This window comes from Micromonospora sp. WMMC241, from assembly GCF_027460165.1.
GTDB classification, from domain to species: Bacteria; Actinomycetota; Actinomycetes; order Mycobacteriales; family Micromonosporaceae; genus Micromonospora; species Micromonospora humi.
Window position 1 is genome coordinate 5,138,045 of record NZ_JAPZBF010000001.1, and the last position, 19,111, is coordinate 5,157,155.

14 protein-coding genes are annotated in these 19,111 nt (G+C 74.0%); 6 read left to right on the forward strand and 8 right to left on the reverse strand.

Features of this window, described 5'->3' with window-relative positions; all coding sequences use genetic code 11:
* Positions 1 to 24: 24 nt before the first annotated feature.
* From O7598_RS23155 to O7598_RS23165, 3 genes are read left to right on the forward strand one after another with little or no spacing between them, the layout of a single operon-like run.
* Positions 25 to 1,833, forward strand: coding sequence for a SpoIIE family protein phosphatase (locus O7598_RS23155; RefSeq protein WP_269693386.1), 1,809 nt, complete (start codon positions 25 to 27; stop codon positions 1,831 to 1,833).
* 57 nt (positions 1,834 to 1,890) lie between these two features.
* Positions 1,891 to 3,066, forward strand: coding sequence for a PQQ-dependent sugar dehydrogenase (locus tag O7598_RS23160; RefSeq protein ID WP_269693387.1), 1,176 nt, complete (start codon positions 1,891 to 1,893; stop codon positions 3,064 to 3,066).
* Positions 3,067 to 3,120: 54 nt separating this feature from the next.
* Complete coding sequence (locus tag O7598_RS23165) at positions 3,121 to 4,746, forward strand: metallophosphoesterase family protein (RefSeq protein ID WP_269693388.1); 1,626 nt, start codon at positions 3,121 to 3,123, stop codon at positions 4,744 to 4,746.
* A 364-nt stretch (positions 4,747 to 5,110) separates the two neighbouring features.
* Here O7598_RS23165 and O7598_RS23170 read toward each other — a convergent pair whose 3' ends face one another.
* Positions 5,111 to 7,459 carry a transketolase-like TK C-terminal-containing protein gene (locus O7598_RS23170; RefSeq protein WP_269693389.1) on the reverse strand — a complete coding sequence of 783 codons (2,349 nt, stop codon included), beginning with the start codon at positions 7,457 to 7,459 and terminating at the stop codon, positions 5,111 to 5,113.
* 103 nt (positions 7,460 to 7,562) lie between these two features.
* Positions 7,563 to 9,059, reverse strand: a complete 1,497-nt coding sequence (gatB, locus tag O7598_RS23175) for an Asp-tRNA(Asn)/Glu-tRNA(Gln) amidotransferase subunit GatB (RefSeq protein WP_269693390.1) — start codon at positions 9,057 to 9,059, stop codon at positions 7,563 to 7,565.
* 209 nt (positions 9,060 to 9,268) lie between these two features.
* Between gatB and O7598_RS23180 the strand changes: the two genes are divergently transcribed.
* Positions 9,269 to 9,487 carry a hypothetical protein gene (locus O7598_RS23180; RefSeq protein ID WP_269693391.1) on the forward strand — a complete coding sequence of 73 codons (219 nt, stop codon included), beginning with the start codon at positions 9,269 to 9,271 and terminating at the stop codon, positions 9,485 to 9,487.
* 11 nt (positions 9,488 to 9,498) lie between these two features.
* Entirely contained in the window at positions 9,499 to 10,065 is a 567-nt protein-coding gene (locus tag O7598_RS23185; RefSeq protein WP_269693392.1) for a hypothetical protein, read from the forward strand.
* Here O7598_RS23185 and gatA read toward each other — a convergent pair.
* From gatA to ligA, 4 genes are all read right to left on the reverse strand, one after another.
* Positions 10,046 to 11,521, reverse strand: a complete 1,476-nt coding sequence (gene gatA, locus O7598_RS23190; RefSeq protein WP_269693393.1) for an Asp-tRNA(Asn)/Glu-tRNA(Gln) amidotransferase subunit GatA — start codon at positions 11,519 to 11,521, stop codon at positions 10,046 to 10,048. The two genes, O7598_RS23185 and gatA, sit on opposite strands and share 20 nt — an antisense overlap.
* Entirely contained in the window at positions 11,518 to 11,823 is a 306-nt protein-coding gene (gatC, locus tag O7598_RS23195) for an Asp-tRNA(Asn)/Glu-tRNA(Gln) amidotransferase subunit GatC (protein ID WP_091063838.1), read from the reverse strand. Before gatC ends, gatA begins: the two co-directional genes overlap by 4 nt.
* A gap of 105 nt (positions 11,824 to 11,928) precedes the next feature.
* The gene (locus tag O7598_RS23200; RefSeq protein ID WP_269693394.1) at positions 11,929 to 14,610 is read right to left on the reverse strand and encodes a putative bifunctional diguanylate cyclase/phosphodiesterase; all 2,682 of its coding nucleotides are present in this window, start codon (positions 14,608 to 14,610) and stop codon (positions 11,929 to 11,931) included.
* Positions 14,611 to 14,749: 139 nt separating this feature from the next.
* Positions 14,750 to 16,885: an NAD-dependent DNA ligase LigA gene (gene ligA, locus O7598_RS23205; protein ID WP_269693395.1), complete on the reverse strand. Its 2,136-nt coding sequence runs from the start codon at positions 16,883 to 16,885 to the stop codon at positions 14,750 to 14,752.
* A 207-nt stretch (positions 16,886 to 17,092) separates the two neighbouring features.
* Between ligA and O7598_RS23210 the strand changes: the two genes are divergently transcribed.
* Entirely contained in the window at positions 17,093 to 17,662 is a 570-nt protein-coding gene (locus tag O7598_RS23210; RefSeq protein WP_269693396.1) for a type II toxin-antitoxin system PemK/MazF family toxin, read from the forward strand.
* Between the two features lie 12 nt (positions 17,663 to 17,674).
* Here the strand turns inward: O7598_RS23210 and O7598_RS23215 are convergent, their stop codons facing one another.
* Positions 17,675 to 18,688 carry an ADP-ribosylglycohydrolase family protein gene (locus O7598_RS23215; protein WP_269693397.1) on the reverse strand — a complete coding sequence of 338 codons (1,014 nt, stop codon included), beginning with the start codon at positions 18,686 to 18,688 and terminating at the stop codon, positions 17,675 to 17,677.
* Positions 18,689 to 18,714: 26 nt separating this feature from the next.
* Positions 18,715 to 19,083 (reverse strand): VOC family protein, encoded by a 369-nt coding sequence (locus O7598_RS23220; protein ID WP_269693398.1) that lies wholly within the window; start codon positions 19,081 to 19,083, stop codon positions 18,715 to 18,717.
* Positions 19,084 to 19,111 lie beyond the last annotated feature (28 nt).

The following is a 19,111-nucleotide window of genomic DNA, read 5'->3' on the forward strand; positions in this document are numbered from 1 at the left end:
CGCCGGTACTGAGGACGGGTGGCGATGAGCGAGGACGACCCGGAGCGGAAGGCGGCGCCGATCCCGGCGCTGACCGATCCCGACCGGCTGCGCTCCCTCGACGAGACCCGCCTCGACGCGGTGCCGGACGAGGCGTTCGACCGGTTCGCACGCCTGGTCAGTGACCTGCTCGACGTGCCTGTCGCGCTGGTCTCCCTGGTCGACGCGGACCGCCAGTTCTTCCCCGGCGAGACCGGGCTGCCGCAGCCCTGGGCGGGCCGCCGGGAGACCCCGCTCAGCCACTCGTTCTGCCAGCACGTCGTCGACATCGAGGCACCGATGGTGCTGCCCGACGCCCGGCTCTACCCGCGGGTGCGGCTGAACCTCGCCATCGAGGACCTGGGCGTGGTGGCGTACGCCGGAATGCCGCTGACCGACCTGGACGGACGGGTGCTCGGCTCGCTCTGCGCGATCGACAGCAAGCCCCGCGCCTGGAGCAAGGAACAGCTGCGGACGCTCGCCGACCTGGCCGCCGCCTGCTCCTCGGAGCTGCGGCTGCGGATCGCGGTACGCAGCGCGGAGCAGGCCCGACGCCGTGCCGAGGAGGCGCACGACCGGCTCGCCATGCTGGCCGGGATGAGCGAGCTGCTCGGCGGCACGCTCGACGTGAGCACCGCGGTCGACCGCCTCGCCCACGCCATGGTGCCGCTGCTCGCCGACTGGTGCCTGATCACGCTGGTCGACCCGGCCGGCCGGCCGCGCGGGGTCTCCGGCGCGCACCGGGACCCCGAGTGCGACGCCGACCTGGCGCGCTTCGCCCAACTGCTGGTCACCGGGCTCGGCCCGGAGTCGCTGATCCGGTCGGTGCTGCGGACCGGCCGGCCGGTGATGCGTGGCGCCGCCGGCATCGACGACGTGGCGCGCGGCACCACCCGCCCGGAGCTGGTGCCGCTGGCGGACCGGCTCGGCATCAGCTCCCACCTGACCGTGCCCATCACCGCCGCCGTCGGCGACCGGGTGATCGGCGCGGTCACGCTCGTCAACCGGCCCGGCCGGCGTGGCTTCGACGCGAGCGACCTGCGGACCGCGCAGGACATCGGCGTACGGGCCGGCCAGGCGGTCGGCAACAGCCGGCTCTACGGCGAGCAGCGGCACGTCGCGGAGGTGCTCCAGCACAGCATGCTGCCGGTGCTGCCGGTGGTCCCCGGGATCGAGTTGGCCGCCCGGTACCTGCCGGCCGCGGACCGGGTCGAGGTCGGCGGCGACTGGTACGACGCCTTCGTCCAGCCCGACGGCGAGCTGATCGCCGCGATCGGTGACGTCGCCGGGCACGACATCGAGGCCGCGGCCACCATGGGCCAGCTGCGCAACCTGGTCCGCGGCAACGCGTACGGGCGGGACGACCCGGTCGAGGCGCTGGTGGCGAACCTCGACCGGGCCATCGGCGGGCTGCGGGTGCCCACTGTCGCCACCGCCGTGCTGGCCCGGGTCCGCCCGGACGACGGCGGGCTGCGGGTGCACTGGTGCAACGCCGGGCACCCACCGCCGTTGCTGCTCCGCGCCGACGGCACGGTGGCGGTGGCGCGGGGACGGGGCCCGCTGCTCGGCCTGGCCCGCCCGCCCCGGCGCACCGGCCGGACGCTGACCCTCGCCCCGGGCGACACGCTGCTGCTGCACACCGACGGGCTGATCGAACGCCGGGACCAGCCGATCGACGAGGGCCAGGCGGAGCTGCTGGAGCGGATCGCCGCGGCCGGGCCCACCGTCCCGCTCGCCGCCCTCTGCGACCGGCTGCTCACCGCCGCGGACCGCCGGGAGGACGACGTCGCCGTGCTCGCCCTGCGCGCCGGCTGAACGCGCCGCACCGCCGAGCCGGCCGGTTCGCCGTCGTGTCCGGCTAGGCTGGGCCGGGTGAGCCCGCGTCTGTCGTACCCCCGCGCCCGCCGCCTCCGGACGGCGCTGGCGGCGTCCTGCGCGGCGCTGCTGCTGGGCACCGCCGGCTGTACCCTCGGCGAGCCCGAGCCGGACCCGGCCGGCGAGCCGCCCAACCTGCCGTCGCCGTCCAACACGGCCAGCCCCGGCGGGGCCGGTCAGCAGGTGGTGGCCACGGTGCTGGCGAAGGGTCTCGAGGTGCCGTGGGCCATCGCGTTCCTGCCCGACGGCGCGGCACTGGTCACCGAGCGTGACAGCGGGCGCATCCTCCAGGTCGGCCCCGAGTCCGGGGCGGACGGGCTCGCGGTGCGACCGGTGCAGACGGTGCCGGGCGTGGCGTCCGGCGGTGAGGGCGGTCTGCTCGGCATCGCCGTCTCCCCGGCCTACGCGCGCGACCGCACGATCTTCGTCTACTACACCGCGCAGGACGACAACCGGGTCGCGAAGCTGCAGCTCGGCCAGACCCCGACGCCGATCCTCACCGGCATCCCCAAAGCCGGCAACCACGACGGCGGCGGGTTGGGCTTCGGCCCGGACGGTTTCCTCTACGTGAGCACCGGCGACGCCGGGCAGACCGCTAACGCGCAGGACCCGAAGAGCCTCGGCGGCAAGATCCTGCGGATCACACCGGACGGCAAGCCGGCACCGGGCAACCCGACCGCCGGTTCCCCGGTGTGGTCGTCGGGGCACCGCAACGTGCAGGGCTTCGCCTGGACGCCGGAGAAGCGGATGTACGCCGTGGAGTTCGGCCAGAACACCTGGGACGAGATCAACCAGATCAACCAGGGCGGCAATTACGGTTGGCCACAGGTCGAGGGGCGTGGCGACGACAAGCGCTACGTGAACCCGATCGTGCAGTGGCGCACCTCCGACGCCTCCTGCTCCGGCCTGGCGGCGGTGGACCGGCTGCTGGTCACCGCCTGCCTGCGCGGGCAGCGGCTGTGGCTGGTCGAGCTGGCCGGCAACGGGACCGTCCTCGGCCAGCCGCGCGAGCTGCTCACCGGCCGCTACGGTCGGCTGCGCGCCGCCGCCGTGGCGCCGGACGGCTCGATCTGGGTGAGCACCTCGAACCGGGACGGTCGGGGCAAGCCGGCCGCCGAGGACGACCGGATCCTGCGGCTGGTCTTCGCGGACGGCGGCGCCGGCCGGAGCTGATCCACTTCCGGCGGGTTTGCCAAGATCACACACTGGGCAGGTCAGAATCTCAGCATGGACGGCCAGGAGAACGAAGAGCAGCGCGCCGGGGACCCGACGTCCCCGGAGACCGAGCGCGTCCGCCGCCTCGCCGCGTGGCGGCCCGGCCACCGGCTGCGCCGGGTGGGCGTGGTGCTGGCGCTGCTCGCGGTCACGCTGGGCGGCATCGTCGTCGGCACGTACGCCGGCGGCCACGTCGGCACCGACATCGGGCCGTTCCGGGCGGAACTCAAGCTCAGCCCGTCGCTGACCGGCGGCACCACCGTCGACATCCCGCCGCTGGGCGCGCTGCTGCTGGACAGCCACGACGGGCCGGCGTACCTGACCGTCGAGGTGGGCTCGCTGGACCAGGGGCGCACCGAGGCGCTGATCGACGACCCGGCGAGCATCAGCCGGGCCAGCCAGTCGGCGGTGCAGGACGTCCGCGACGGCGTGGTGCGCCTCGGCCTGAAGACGCTCGCCTCGGCGGTGCTGGCCACCCTGCTCCTGGCCGGGCTCGTCTTCCGCGACGTCCGTCGCACCGCCTGGGCGGGCGGCCTGGCGCTGGTGATCACCGCCGGCAGTCTCGGCCTGGCCGCCGCCACCGTGCGCCCGCAGGCGATCGAGGAACCGAGGTACGAGGGGCTGCTGGTCAACGCGCCCGCGATCGTGGGTGACGCGCGGCGGATCGCCAACGACTACACCAAGTACGCCGAGCAGTTGCAGCGGCTGGTCGGCAACGTCAGCAAGCTCTACACCACGGTCTCCGCGCTGCCTGTGGTGCAGCCGTCCCCCGGGACCACCCGGGTGCTGCACGTCTCCGACATGCACCTCAACCCGACCGGGTGGCAGTTGATCCGCACGGTGGTCGAGCAGTTCGGCATCGACGTGGTGATCGACACCGGCGACCTCACCGACTGGGGCAGCGAGCCGGAGGCGTCCTACGTCGGCTCGATCGGCCTGCTCAAGAAGCCGTACGTGTACATCCGGGGCAACCACGACTCGCCGCGTACGGCGGCCACCGTGGCCCAGCAGCCGAACGCCGTGGTGCTGAACAACTCGACCACGACCGTGGCCGGGTTGACCATCGCGGGCATCGGCGACCCCCGGTTCACCCCGGACAAGGAGACCTCACCGGCCGGCAGCGGCCTCACCTCCGCCGTCGCCGACCAGGTGATCGGCGCCGGCGAGCAGCTTGCCCGCACGGTCGAGAAGTCACCGAAGAAGGTGGACATCGCACTGGTGCACGACCCGGCGTCGGCCGGGCCGCTCTCCGGCGCCTGCCCGCTGGTGCTCTCCGGGCACACCCACGCCCGGCAGGTGTCGAAGCTGCCGCAGGCGCCGGGTGAGCAGCCGACCACGTTGATGGTGGAGGGCTCGACCGGTGGGGCCGGGCTGCGCGGGCTGGAGGGCGAGAAGCCGACCCCGTTGACCATGACGGTGCTCTACCTCGACCAGCAGAAGCTGCTCCAGGCGTACGACGAGATCACCGTGGGCGGCACCGGCCAGTCGCAGGTCAACCTGGAACGGCACGTGATCCGGGACCCGGCCAAGGGCGACGAGGTGCCGGTCACCCCGACGCCGACGCGCGGGCCGTCGGAACCGCCGTCGTCGTCACCGTCGGCGACCGCGACGAGCCCGAGCCCCACCACCACCGGTTGACCGCCCTGGGGCGGCAGTCAGCACTGGTCAATCACAGAAAGTAGTTTCGGCCCTGCCGACAAGCATCCGTGTCTGCCGCCTTTGCTCTGCAGCCATCCGCGCAGCGGGCACGTAGGGTGACCAAAGGCGCCGTCCGATGCTCGGGCCGTCCGACGCAACGCCGCAGCTAAGCGCGGTGATGCGGATATGGCTGCAGAGCAAAGGCGGCGCGAGGGCATGCCTTTGTCGATGCCTACCGGTCACGGAGAGCAACTCGTCATGGAATCACTCTCCGTACCTGCCGACCCGGTCCGGGCGCCCCGCTTCGGCGATCCGGACCGGGCTCCGGGCGCGCCACCGACGGCGGTGCGCGCGCCCGTGCCGGTCAGCGCAGGGCCAGCGCGGCCAATGCCGCGTTGACGATGCTGCCGGGCAGCAGGTCGTGCAGCTCGTACAGCTCCCGGACGGTGCCGGACTGGCCGAACTCGTCCACCCCGAGCGGCACCGCCGGCGCCCCCACCGCCGAACCCAACCAGGCCATCGCGTGCGACGCCGCGTCGTGCACGGTCACCACCGGCACCCGGTCGGCGAAGGCCGACCGCAGCGCGCCGGGCACGCTCGGCACGGTGGCGGTCCGCACGCCCTGGCGCAGCGTCCGCTGCCACGCCCGGTAGAGGCGGTCCAGGCTGGTCACGTCGACCACGTGCGCGGCGACCCCCTCCTCCGCCAGCTCCGCGGCGGCGGCCAGGACCTCGGGCAGCACCGCGCCGGACGCGGCGAGCTGCACCACCGGGGCGTCCGCCAGCTCGGGGTACGCCTGGTGCGCGTCGACCAGCCGGTACGCGCCGGCCACCACCTGCCGGCGCAGCACCGCGTCACCGAGCCGGGCCCGGGCGGCCTCGAACGGCGCCTGGTCGATCGGCCGGGTACTGAGCCGGAAGTAGTACGCCCCGTCCTCGGCCGGCGCGGCGGTGGCGGCCGGCGCGCCGCCGCCGGCGATCTGCCCGAGCGCGTCGCAGAGCAGCCAGTCCAGGCTGCCGGCGTACGCGGGCTCCAGGAACGTCACGCCCGGCAGCTCCAGGCCGACCGAGGCGGTGATGGTGGACTGGTGCGCGCCGCCCTCGGGCGCCAGCGTGATGCCCGACGGGGTGCCGGCCACCACGAACCGGGAACCCGAGTAGGTGCCGTAGAGGAACGCGTCCAGCCCGCGCAGCACGAACGGGTCGTAGACCGTGCCGACCGGCAGCAGTGGCTGGCCGGACAGGTCCCACGACAGGCCGAGCTGGCCCAGCAGCAGGAACAGGTTCATCTCGGAGATGCCCAGCTCGATGTGCTGCCCGGCGGGGCTCTCCGTCCAGCGCAGCATCCGGTCCTCGGTCCAGGACCGCTGCTCGGTCGGGGCGAACACGCCGGTCTTGTTGATGAACCCGGCCAGGTTGGTCGAGGTGGCCACGTCCGGCGCGGTGGTCACCAGGTAGGGCGCCACCTTCGGGTCCCGGGCCAGGTCGACGAGCACCCGGCCGAAGACCTCCTGGGTGGAGACCGGCTTGTTCGCGCGTACCCGAGTGGTTTCCGGGACGGCGACGCCCAGCGCCCGCTCGCGCGGCGCGCGGGACAGCGCCTCCCGGCGCTCGCCGGCCCGGATGCCGGCCGGCGACGCCGGGTCCAGACGGTCCCACTCGGTCTGCGCGGTCAGGCCGTTCGCGGCCCGCAACGCGTCCACCTGCTCGGTGCTGAGCAGCGCCGAGTGGTTGCGCGGGTTGCCGGCGATCGGCAGGCCCCAGCCCTTGACCGTGTAGGCGAAGACCACACTGGGCCGGTCGGTGACGGCGTCGCACTGGGCGTACGCGTCGAGCATCGCCTGCGCGTCGTGCCCGCCCAGGTCGGTGACGAGCGGGCCCAGCTCGTCGTCGGGGATGTCGGCGACGAACGCGGCCACCTCGGCCGGCGCGCCGTCCAGGAACTGCTTGCGCAGGGCCGGCCCGGCGAGGCCGAACAGCGACTGGTACTGCTCGTTCGGCATCAGGTCGATCCAGTCGCGCAACGCCGTCCCGCCCGGCCGGGCGTACGCCTCGGCGAGCTTGCGGCCGTACTTGACCTCGACGACGTGCCAGCCGGCGGCCTCGAACTGGCCGCGCCACTGGTTGATCCGGATGCCGGGGACGACCCGGTCCAGCGACTGCCGGTTGAAGTCGACGAGCCACATCACGTTGCCCAGCCCGGTGGTGGCCGGGTCGGCGACCGCCTCCCAGATGTTGCCCTCGTCCAGTTCGGCGTCGCCGATCAGCGCGACGAACCGGGAGTGCGGCCGCTCGCCGAAGTGCGCGTCGACGTAGCGACGGGTGACGGCGGCGAACAGCGGCGCGGCGGCACCCAGGCCGACCGAGCCGGTGGAGAAGTCCACCTCGTCCGGGTCCTTGGTGCGCGACGGGTACGACTGGAGGCCGCCGCGGGCGCGCAGCGTCGGCAGGTAGGACCGGTCGAGGTTGCCGAGCAGGTACTGGATGGCGTGGAACACCGGGGAGGCGTGCGGCTTCACCGCGACCCGGTCCTCGGCGTCGAGGTGCTGGAACCAGAGCGCGGTCATCGCGGTGACGAGCGAGGCGCTGGAGGCCTGGTGGCCGCCGACCTTCACGCCGTCGCCGGTGTCCCGGTCGTGGTTGGCCGCGTCGACGATGCGGGTGGCGAGCCAGAGCACCCGGCGCTGGATCTCGTCGAGGACGTCCTCGTTCACGGTGACTCCATCCGGGGCGTCGCCGTTGACGCCCTCTTGGGGGGGTAAGGCGGGGCCCCCGCTTAACGCATTCTGCATAGGCGGGGGCCCCTATTGACACATGTCAGGCAGCGCCGAGGCGCTCCAGGATCAGCTCGCGGACGGTCTTCGCGTCCGCCTGGCCGCGGGTGGTCTTCATGACCGCGCCCACCAGCGCGCCGGCCGCCGCGACCTTGCCGCTGCGGATCTTGTCGGCGATGTCGGGGTTGGCGGCGATCGCCTCGTCCACGGCGGCGGTGAGCGCGCCGGTGTCCGAGACGACCTCCAGGTTGCGGTTGGTCATGATCTCGGTCGCCGAGCCCTCGCCGGCCACCACGCCCTCCAGCACGGCCCGGGCCAGCTTGTCGTTGAGCTTGCCGGCGTCGACCAGGCCCTGCAGCTCGGCGACCTGCGCCGGGGTGGCGCCCACGTCGGCCAGTTCCACGCCGGTCTCGTTGGCCCGGCGGGACAGCTCGCCCAGCCACCACTTGCGGGCCGCCGCCGGGGTGGCCCCGGCGGCCACGGTCGCCTCGATCAGCTCGACCGCGCCGGCGTTGACCACCGACTCCATGTCCAGGTCGGACAGGCCCCAGTCCTGCTGGATCCGCTTGCGGCGCAGCCGCGGCAGCTCCGGCAGGGCGGCCTTCAGCTCGGCCACCCAGGCGGTGTCCGGCGCGAGCGGCACCAGGTCCGGCTCCGGGAAGTACCGGTAGTCGGTGGCGGTCTCCTTGGACCGGCCCGAGGTGGTGTCGCCGGTGTCCTCGTGGAAGTGCCGGGTCTCCTGCACGATCCGGCCGCCCGCGTCGAGCACGGACGCCTGGCGCAGCATCTCCGAGCGGACCGCCCGCTCGACCGAACGCAGCGAGTTGACGTTCTTGGTCTCGGTGCGGGTGCCCCACTCCTCGCCCGGCAGGTTCAGCGAGGTGTTGACGTCGCAGCGCAGCGAGCCCTCCTCCATCCGCACGTCCGAGACGCCCAGCGAGCGGACCACGTCGCGCAGCTCGGCCACGTACGCCCGGGCGATCTCCGGGGCGAGCGCGCCGGTGCCGGGGATCGGCTTGGTGACGATCTCCACCAGCGGGATGCCGGCCCGGTTGTAGTCGACGAGCGACTCGGTGGCACCGTGGATGCGACCGGTGGCGCCGCCGACGTGCAGCGTCTTGCCGGTGTCCTCCTCCAGGTGCACCCGCTCGATGCCGATCCGCACCAGCTCGCCGTTGACCTCGACGTCCAGGTACCCGTCGAAGCAGAGCGGCTCGTCGTACTGGCTGATCTGGAAGTTCTTCGGCATGTCCGGGTAGAAGTAGTTCTTCCGGGCGAACCGGCACCACTCGGCGATGGAGCAGTTCAGCGCCAGGCCGATCCGGATCGTCGCCTCGATGGCGGCCTTGTTGGCCACCGGCAGCGAACCGGGCAGGCCCAGGCAGACCGGGCAGACCCGGGTGTTCGGCTCGCCGCCGAAGTCGGTCGGGCAGCCGCACCACATCTTGGTGTTCGTGCCCAGCTCGACGTGGGTCTCCAGGCCGATCACCGGTTCGTAGCGCGCGACGACCTCGTCGTACGCGGGCAGTGTCGTCGTCATCTGAGCTCCAGGCGCGATCCGGACAGAACCGTTCCAGCCTAATCGGCTGGCCCGGCCACCCCGCTGCCGGGCTTCGAGATCACCGCACGGGGGCCCGCCGCGCCGGCATGCGAGGAACGACCCGGGGGTACGTGTCGAGGATGACGAATACGGGGGACGACTCGACGGTACGCACCGAACGCGGCGAATCACCGGCGCCGCCTCGCTCCATGAACGTGCGGCAGGTGGTGGTGGGCGTGGCCGCCGTTTTCGTCGTCGCGGTGACGATCAGTGCGATCCGCTGGTTCCTCTCCGACGACAGGTCACCCGAGAGTCTTGGCGTCCTGCTGCTCGTCAGCGTCCTGCCCGGCGTCGTCGGCGCGCTGATCGGACTCCTCGCGGCCCGGTGGGTGACCGGTTCCCGGCGGCGCGGGCGGGCGAACCGGTGAGCAGGGCTCCGGTGACGACCGGCGCGGTGCTGGTCGCCGGTGCACTGGCGCTCGGCCTGCCCGCGCTGCTGACCGGGATCTGGGCGGCCGACGGCGAGTACGACTTCCAGGACGTGGTGGCCATGGTGGCCCTCACCGCCCTGCCAGCCGTCGTCGGCGCCGGGGCCGCGCTGCTGCTCGGCAGGTGGCTGGTGCCGCGGATGCGTACCGCCGATCCGGGCCCGGCCGCGGCGGCGCGGGACGCGTTGCGCGCGGGCCGGGCCACCGACGCGACCGTCGACGCCGCCGCCCGTCGGGAGGCCCGCCGCCGGCTCGGCCAGCGGTGGTACGTGTGGTTCGTGCTGGTGCTGGCGGCGCTGCAGGCGGTGGTGCTCGTCGGCGCCACCCGGTGGTCCACCAGGCTGGTCGCCGCCACGCTCGTGGTGGGCTGGTCGGGCACGGCGTGGTGGCGCGGGCGCGGCATCCGGGAGGCCCGCCGCTACCTCGACGCGGCACCGGTGCCGCCGGAGACGCCGATCGGCGCCGACGGAGGTCCGTCGACGCCGATCGGTGGTGGACTCAGAGAGCCGGCGGGGTGAACGTGCCGACGCTGGACTCCAGCGCGGCGGCGACCCGGTACATCCGGTCGTCCGCCATGGTCGGGGCCATGATCTGCAGGCCGACCGGCAGCCCCTCGGACAGCCCGCACGGCACCGAGATGGCCGGGCCGCCGTAGAGGTTGGTCGGGATGGTGAAGAGGTCCGCCAGGTACATCTGGTAGGGATCCGAGGTGCGCGCGCCGATCGGGAACGCCACGAACGGCGTGGTCGGCGAGATCAGCGCGTCCACCTGCTCGAACGCCGTGGTGAAGTCGCGGGTGATCAGCGTGCGGACCTTCTGCGCCTGGCCGTAGTAGGCGTCGTAGTAGCCCGACGAGAGCGCGTACGTGCCGATCATGATGCGGCGCTTCACCTCGGGCCCGAAGCCGGCCTCGCGGGTCAGCGACATGACCTCCTCCAGCGACCGGTTGCCGTCGTCGCCGACCCGCAGGCCGAAGCGGACGCCGTCGAAGCGGGCCAGGTTGGAGGAGCACTCGCTCGGCGCGATCAGGTAGTAGGCCGGCAGCGCGTACTTGAAGTGCGGGCAGGAGATCTCGACGATCTCGGCGCCCAGCTTCGCCAGCGCCTCGACCGACTCCCGGAACGCGGCCATCACGCCCGGCTCGGCGCCCTCGCCGGTGAACTCGGTGACCACACCGAGCTTCACGCCGGTCAGGTCGCCGCTCGCGCCGAGCTTCGCGGCGCCCACCACGTCCGGCACCGGGGCCGGGATGGAGGTGGAGTCGCGCGGGTCGTGGCCGCCGATCACCTGGTGCAGCAGCGCGGCGTCCAGCACGTTGCGCGCGCACGGGCCGGGCGTGTCCAGCGACGAGGAGAACGCCACCAGACCGTAGCGGGAGGTGCCGCCGTAGGTGGGCTTCGCGCCGACGGTGCCGGTGACCGCGCCGGGCTGGCGGATCGAGCCGCCGGTGTCCGAGCCGATCGACAGCGGCGCCTCGTACGCGGCCAGCGCCGCGGCGCTGCCGCCGCCGGAGCCGCCGGGGATCCGGTCGGTGTCCCACGGGTTGCGGGTCGGCCCGTACGCCGAGTATTCGGTGGAGGAGCCCATGGCGAACTCGTCCATGTTCGTCTTGCCGAGCATCACCGTGCCGGCGGCACGCAGCCGCTCGACGATCGTCGAGTCGTACGGCGGGCGCCAACCCTCGAGGATCTTCGACCCGACGGTGGTCGGCACGCCCTTGGTGGTGAGCACGTCCTTGACCGCGACCGGCACGCCGGCCAGCGGGCCCAGTTCCTCGCCGGCGGCCCGGCGCTCGTCCACGGCCCGCGCGGCGGCCAGCGCGCCGTCGGTGTCGACGTGCAGGAACGCGTGCACCCGGTCGTCGACGGCGCCGATCCGGTCCAGGTGGGCGCGGGTGACCTCGACCGCGGAGGCGTCACCGTTCGCGACGAGCCCGGCGATCTCGACGGCGCTGAGCTTTGTCACATCGGTCATGAGGCCACATCCTCGTCCAGGATCCGCGGGACGCGGAACCGCTGCTCCTCGGCGTCGGGTGCACCCGACAGCGCCTCCTGCGGGGTCAGGCTCGGCGTCACCACGTCCTCGCGGAGCACGTTGGTCAACGGCACCGAGTGGGACGTCGGCGGGATGTCCGCCGCGGCGACCTCGCCGACCTGCGCGACCGACTGGAGGATCACGTCCAGCTGACCGGCGAAGGTGTCCAACTCCTCCTCGGTGACGGCGAGCCGCGACAGTCGCGCGAGGTGCGCGACCTCCTCGCGGGAGATGGCGGCCATCGGGTGCCCCCTTCGTGGCTGTCCTGAGACGTCTTCGGTGTGCCGGCCGCGCACGACCCGTGAACGATGACGCGCGGTGACCGGAGCGAGTCTATTGTCCCGCCGTCACGACGACGCCTTCGACTCCCCCTCCGCCGCCGGGCCACCCCGACCGTCGGCCTCCGCCGCCACCGGGCGGACCGGGCGGTACCGCGACAGCCAGGTGATCAGTTCCTCCGCCGGCATCGGCCGGGCGTGGAACCAGCCCTGCGCCACGTCACAGCCGGCGGCGTGCAGCAGTCGCCAGGTGCGCTCGTCCTCCACGCCCTCGGCGACCACCCGCAGCCCGAGCGCGCCGGCCAGCTCGATCATCGAGCGGACGATCGCCGCGTCGTCCGGGTCGTCGGCCATGCCCAGCACGAACGACCGGTCCACCTTCACCTCGGACAGCGGCAGCCGACGCAGGTGCTGCAACGAGGAGTAGCCGGTGCCGAAGTCGTCGAGCGCGATGCCCACCCCGATCCGGTGCAACTGGGTGATGCTGGCCAGCACCCGCCTCGGGTCGGCCATCAACGCGCCCTCGGTGATCTCCACCTGGAGCCGCTCCGGCGGCACACCGTATTGGGTCAACCGCTCGGCGATCTGGTCGGCGATCTCGCCGGTGTGCAGGTCCCGCACGCTGACGTTGAGCGCGGCGCGCAGCGTCAGGCCGGCCGCCGACCATTTGGCGAGCTGCTCCACCACGTCGTCCACCACCCGGCGGGTGAGCAGCCGCATCACCGCGCTCTGCTCGGCGACCTGGATCAGCTCCCCCGGGTCGACCATGCCCCGGCGCGGGTGCCACCAGCGCAACAGCGCCTCCACGCCGACCACCTCGCCGGTCGCGATGGCGATCTGCGGCTGGTAGTACATGGTGATCTCGCCCGGGTCGCCGGCCGGGTCGTCCGGGTCGTGCGCGCCGGGCCGGTCACCGGTCACCGCGGGCACGACGCCGGGTGCGGTCGGCTCGCCACCCGTCCACCCGCCGGCCTCCGCACCGTCGGCCGCCGGCGCCGCCGTGACCGGCACGGTTTCCACGGGTACGGCCGGCGCGGCCGTCCCCGCAGCCACGGCCGGCGCGGCCGGTGCCGACCGTGTCGGGTGGGCGGCCGGCGCGCCGATCGCGCTCGGCGCGGTGTCGACGCTTCCCGAGCCGGTGGGCGTGCCGCTGTGGGCGGCCCGGCGACGGATCGGGTCGGCGCCGGTGAGGATCCGCTCGATCAGATCGTCGTCGGGTCGCGCGTCGACGCGCTCCCGGCGACGTCGCAGCCGCCACCGGGCCGGCCCGCCACCGGGCCGCACCCCGCCGGGGCCGTCGTCGCGTGCCGGCCGCTCCTCGTGGGCCCGACGCTCGTCGTGGGCCGGCCGCTCGTCGTGGGCCGGCCGGGCGGCGGGCAGGCTCGGCGCCAGCACGGCACCGTCGCCCCCGCGTACGCCCCCCGGCTCGCCGGCCGGCGCCGGGTGCGGGGACTCCAGCACCCGACGCAGGTCGGCCAGGAGACTCAGCCGCTCGGCCGAGTTGTGGTCGGACTCCGGCGCGTAGACCGCCACGGTGTCGTTGCGGTGCTTGGCGTCGTACATGGCGACGTCGGCGTGCCGCATCAGGGTGGCGAAGTCCTCGCCGTGGTCGGGGAAGAGCGCGACGCCGATGGAACCGCCGACGTCCAGCGGCAGACCGTCAAGTGGCACCGGTTCGGCGAGCGCGGCGACCACCCGGTCGGCCCGCTCGCGGGCCTCCTCGACACCGGCCAACCGGGGTACGACGATGGCGAACTCGTCGCCGCCGAGCCGCGCCACCAGCTCGCCCTCGTCGGCCACGTCGATCAGCCGGGCGCTCACCTCGACCAGCAGCCGGTCGCCCACCGCGTGCCCGAGCGCGTCGTTGACGTGCTTGAACCGGTCGAGGTCGAGCAGCAGCAGGGCCAGGTGGGCGTCCGGCTCGCCCCGGGCGGCCCGCTCGCCGTGCAGGTGCACCTGCTCGGCGACCTCGGTGAGCAGCGCCTTGCGGTTGGGCAGCCCGGTGAGCGGGTCGACGTCGGCGAGCTGTTCCCGTTCGGCGGAGAGCCGGGCCATCCGGTAGACCGCGAAGAGCGGCACCAGCACCAGCGGGATCAGCGCCGCGCTGGCCCGGGCGGCGGCCACCAGCACCGGCGCGAGCAGCAGCAGCGACCCGGTGGAGAGCAGCTCGTAGGCCAACCCGAGCCGGACGCTGGGCCACCACCGGTCACCGAACCGCAGCCGGATGGCGGAGTTGACCAGGCCGTAGTTGACCGCGAACCAGGCCACCGTGGCGCCGCCCAACGCCGCCACGTCGGTCCAGTGCAACCGGCCGCCGCCGAACAGCTCGCCGGCACCCAGGCGGCTGACCGCGTACGCGGCGGCGAGCGCGCAGGCGTACTGGGCGGCGTTGAAGCCGGTGCGCCAGGCGGCGTACCCGAGCCGCCAGCCGGACACGGCCACCGCCACGGCCTGCACCGCCACGGCCGGGCCGAAACCCCAGCCGAGCAGGATGGCGAAGGTGAAGCAGGTGGACGGGAAGAGCGCCGAGGTCTGCCGCCGCCCCGGCGGGACGAACGGACGGGCGTCGCAGACGACGGCGAGCGCCGCCATGGTCCAGAACGCGACCGGCAGCTCGGTCAGTCGGTCCGGGAGCGCGGCCAGCGGCCCGGCGGAGACGAGGACGGCGACCGCACCGACCGCACCGACGAAGCCGAAGAACGGCCGGGCCCGCCCGGGCGGGACGGAGTTGCGTGGGTCGCCGGTCGCCATCGCACCTCCCGGGAGCGGTCGTGGCGCGCGCCGTCACACGCCGTACGCCAATGAAACGCCCTCCGGGCCACTTTCCCCGACACGACAGCCACGAATCGGTCGTAGTCGTAATTAAGTTGGTATACGCCGCGTGCGGCGCTCAGCCCTCCACCCGGGCCACTTCCCGGGCGGCCTCCGGGCCGGAATCCAGCAGCACCCGGAACCCGTCCTCGTCGAGGATCGGCAGCTTCAGCGTCGCCGCCTTGTCGGCCTTCGAGCCGGGGTTGTCGCCGACCACCACGAAGCCGGTCTTCTTGGAGACCGACCCGGTGACCTTCCCGCCGCGGTTCTGGATCTCCTCGGCGGCCTGGTCGCGGCTGAACCCGGACAGCGTGCCGGTGACCACGACGGTGACCCCGTCGAGCGGCCGGGGCCCCTCGTCGCCGGCCTCCTCGACCATCCGGACGCCCGCATCGGCCCACTTGCGCACCACGTCGCGGTGCCAGTCGACGGCGAACCACTCCTTCAGGCTCGCGGCGATCGTCGGACCGACGCCGTCCACCGAGGACAGCTCCTCCTCGGCGGCCTCCTCGATCGCGGTGATCGACCGGAAGTGCCGGGCCAACGCCTGGGCCGCGGTCGGGCCGACGTGCCGGATGGAGAGCGCCACCAGCACCCGCCACAGATCGCGTTCCTTGGCCACGGCCAGGTTGTCGAGAAGCTTGGTGGCGTTGCTGCCGAGCGTGCCGTCCTTGTTGACGAAGAACGGGGAACGGCTCAGCTGTTCGGCGTCGAGGGCGAACAGGTCGCCCTCGTCGGTGATGATCCCGGCGTCGAGCAGCGCGGCGGCGCCCTTGTAGCCGAGCACCTCGATGTCGAAGGCACCGCGACCGGCCAGGTGGAAGACCCGCTCCCGCAACTGCGCCGGGCAGCTGCGCGAGTTGGGGCAGCGGATGTCGACGTCGCTCTCCTTGGCCGGCGCGAGCGGCGTGCCGCAGGCCGGGCAGGTGGTCGGCATGACGAACGCGCGGGCGTCGGCCGGACGCAGCTCGACCACCGGGCCGAGCACCTCGGGGATGACGTCGCCGGCCTTGCGCAGCACCACCGTGTCGCCGATGAGCACGCCCTTGCGCTCCACCTCGCGGGCGTTGTGCAGGGTGGCGAGCGCGACAGTGGAACCGGCCACCCGGACCGGCTCCAGGACCGCGAACGGGGTGACCCGGCCGGTGCGCCCGACGTTGACGTCGATGTCGAGCAGCTTGGTGTTGACCTCCTCCGGCGGGTATTTGAAGGCGATCGCCCAGCGTGGCGCGCGGCTGGTCGAGCCGAGGCGGCCCTGGATGGAGACCGGGTCCACCTTGACCACCACGCCGTCGATCTCGTGCTCGACGTCGTGGCGGTGCGTGCCGTACCAGGCGATGTATTCCGCCACCCCGGCCAGGTCGTCCACCACCTTCCAGCGGTCGCTGGTGGGCAGCCCCCACGCCTTGAGCGCGGCGTAGGCCGCGGACTGCGCGGCCGGCCGGTAGCCCTTGCGGGCGCCGATGCCGTGCACGACCAGGCGCAGCGGCCGGGAGGCGGTGACCCGCGGATCCTTCTGCCGGAGGCTGCCGGCGGCGGCGTTGCGCGGGTTGGCGAACGGCGCCTTGCCCTGCTCGACCAGGCTGGCGTTGAGGTCGGCGAACCCGGCCACCGGGAAGTAGATCTCGCCACGCACCTCGAGCAGCTCCGGCACGTCGGGGAACTCGTCGGTCGGGGTGAGTCGCGCCGGCACGCCCCGGATGCTGCGCACGTTTGCGGTGACGTCCTCACCGGTGCGGCCGTCACCACGGGTGGCGGCCCGCACCAGCCGGCCCTTGGAGTAGGTCAGGTTGATGGCCAGCCCGTCGACCTTCAGCTCGCACAGGTAGGGCACCGGGCCGCCGGCGTCCCGCTCGACCCGCTCGGCCCAGGCGGCCAACTCCTCGTCGGCGAACGCGTTGTCGAGCGAGAGCATCCGCTCGGCGTGGGTGACCGGTGTGAAGTCGGTGGAGAACGTGCCGCCGACCCGCTGGGTGGGCGAGTCGGGGGTGCGCAGCGCCGGGAATTCGGCCTCCAGCGCCTCCAGCTCACGCAGTTGCCTGTCGAACTCCGCGTCGGTGATCGTCGGCGCGTCCAGCACGTAGTAGCGGTATTGGTGCTCGGTGAGCTCCTGGCTCAACGTGGCGTGCCGCTCCCGGGCCGCCGGGGTCGGCTCGGCGCCGGCCGCCGCCTCCTGGGCGGCGTCGACCGTCTGGGGAACCGCTTCTTCGGACACGCCGCCTTCGGACACCGCTGTCGACCTCCCGTGCTCGTGCTACCCCCGAACCGTAGCGGTCGGCTGTGACACCCGTCCGGCCACCCGCGCTGAGCAGCGGCCCGGCTGCGGGGCGGCGCGTCCCGCGCCCGCGGAGCGCGCGAGCCCCGGCCGTGCGACGATCGCGGCGGCGGCGGTGGGCCGAAACGGACGGAAGGCGGGGTACGGATGCGCGACGGGCTGATCTGGGCGCTGGTGATCGTGGCCTGCGTGGCGGCGGGCTGGCTGTGGAGCGAGTGGCGCCGCCGGTCCGCCGACCGGTCGGCGGGGACGCCCCGACGCGACCGCTCCGGGGACCGCCGACGGCCGGGCTCCGGTGGCCGGCCCGCCGGCCCGCCCCGCGGTGGCCGCGCCGGGAGCGGGGGCGGCCGGACCGGTACGCCACCGCGACCGCGCGACGCCGGCCGGCCGGACCGGGGCGCCCCGCGGCCCGGGGAGATCTGGTGGGCCGACGTGCCCTACGCCGACGGCACCGGCTCGAAGGTGCGTCCCTGCCTGGTGCTGCGGGTGGACGGGGCCGACGCCGAGGTCCTGAAGATCACCAGCCAGGACAAGTCGGACCGGGACGACCACGTGTCCATCCCCACCCGGAGCTGGGACGCCGACGCCGAGCACGACAGCTGGCTGGACGTCAGCGAGCCGATCCCGGTGGCCTTGACCGCGTTCGCGGACAAGGCCGGCGACTGCGACGCCGGGGTGTGGCGCGGCGTGCGCCGCCTGCCCCACCTCACCGCCTAGCGGCGCGGGCGCTCAGTCCAGCGCGGCGGCCAGGGCGGTGAGCTGGTCGGCGTACTCGATCCGGCCGGACCAGGCCGCCGGCCAGGCGGCCATGCCGTGCGCGGCCCCGACGAACGCGCCGGCCAGCGCCGCGATGGAGTCGGAGTCACCGGCGGTGGTGGCGCCCCGGGCCAGCGCGGCGACCGGGTCGTCCGGGTGTCGCAGCGCGCAGAGCAGCGCGGTCGCGAGGGCCTCCTCGGCGATCCACCCCTCGCCGGTGAGCCGGCACGGGTCGCCGCCGTCGTCCGGGCGGGCCAGCGCCGCGTCGAGCCGGCCGAGCACCCGCAGGCAGTCGTCCCAGCCCTCGGCGATGAACTCGGCGGCGGTGGGCACGCCGGGTCGCTGCCACAGGTCGCCGAGCCAGTCGCCCCGGTAGACCGTGCGCTGCTCGTGGGCCCGCGAAGTGAGCAGACCGGGCAGCGCCGGCAGCGCCGCGCCGTCGCGCAACAGCCGGACCGCGTACGCGGTCAGCTCGCTCGCCGCCAGCCCGGTCGGGTGGCCGTGGGTGAGGCCGGCCTGGAGCTGGGCCAGCCCGGCCAGCGTGTCGAGGTCGACGTCGAGCAGCCCGACCGGGGTGACCCGCATGTTGGCGCCGCAGCCCTTCGAGTCGGCGACCGTGGCCTCCTGCCACCGGGTGCCCCGGCCCAGCTCGGCGCAGGCGCGCAGGCAGGTCATGCCCGGCGCGCGGTTGTTCTCCGGGCTGACCGACCAGTCGACGAAGCGCTGCCGCAGCAGCGGCTCGACCGCCTCCGGCGTGTACGCGGGCGCGTCGTGCAGCGCCCACGCCACGGCCAACGCCATCTGGGTGTCGTCGGTGACCTGCGCCGGGTCGCCCTCCAGCTCACGCGGGCCGGTCGGGCCGTAGCGCCGGACGATCTCGGCGACGGTGAGGAACTCGGTCGGCTTGCCCAGGGCGTCGCCGTAGGCCAGCCCGAAGAGCGAGCCGGCGGCGCGACGGTCGGTGGAGGCGATCACGGTGGTGATCATGCACCCGCCGCGCAACCGACGCGCGCTCAGTCCCAGCAGAGGCAGAACGGGTGGCCGGCCGGGTCGGCGTAGACCCGCCAGCCGTCGCCCTCGCCGGGCAGCCGCCGGGCACCGAGGGCCAGCGCCGCCTTCTCGGCCGCCTCGATGTCGTCCACCGTCACGTCCAGGTGGAACTGCTGCGGCCGTTCCGGGTCGGGCCAGGCGGGCGCGCGCAGGTCGAGCGCCTTCTGGAAGGCCAGCCGCGGCTGGTGCCCCGGCGGACCGCCGAGCACCACCCAGTCGTCGCCCTCGGAACCCTCCTCGATCAGTGGCAGGCCGAGCAGCTCCGCGTAGAAGCCGGCCAGCGCGCGCGGATCGGGGCAGTCGATCACGGTGGAACGCAGTCGTCCGATCATGTGAGTCATCCTGCCCCCGGGGTGCGAC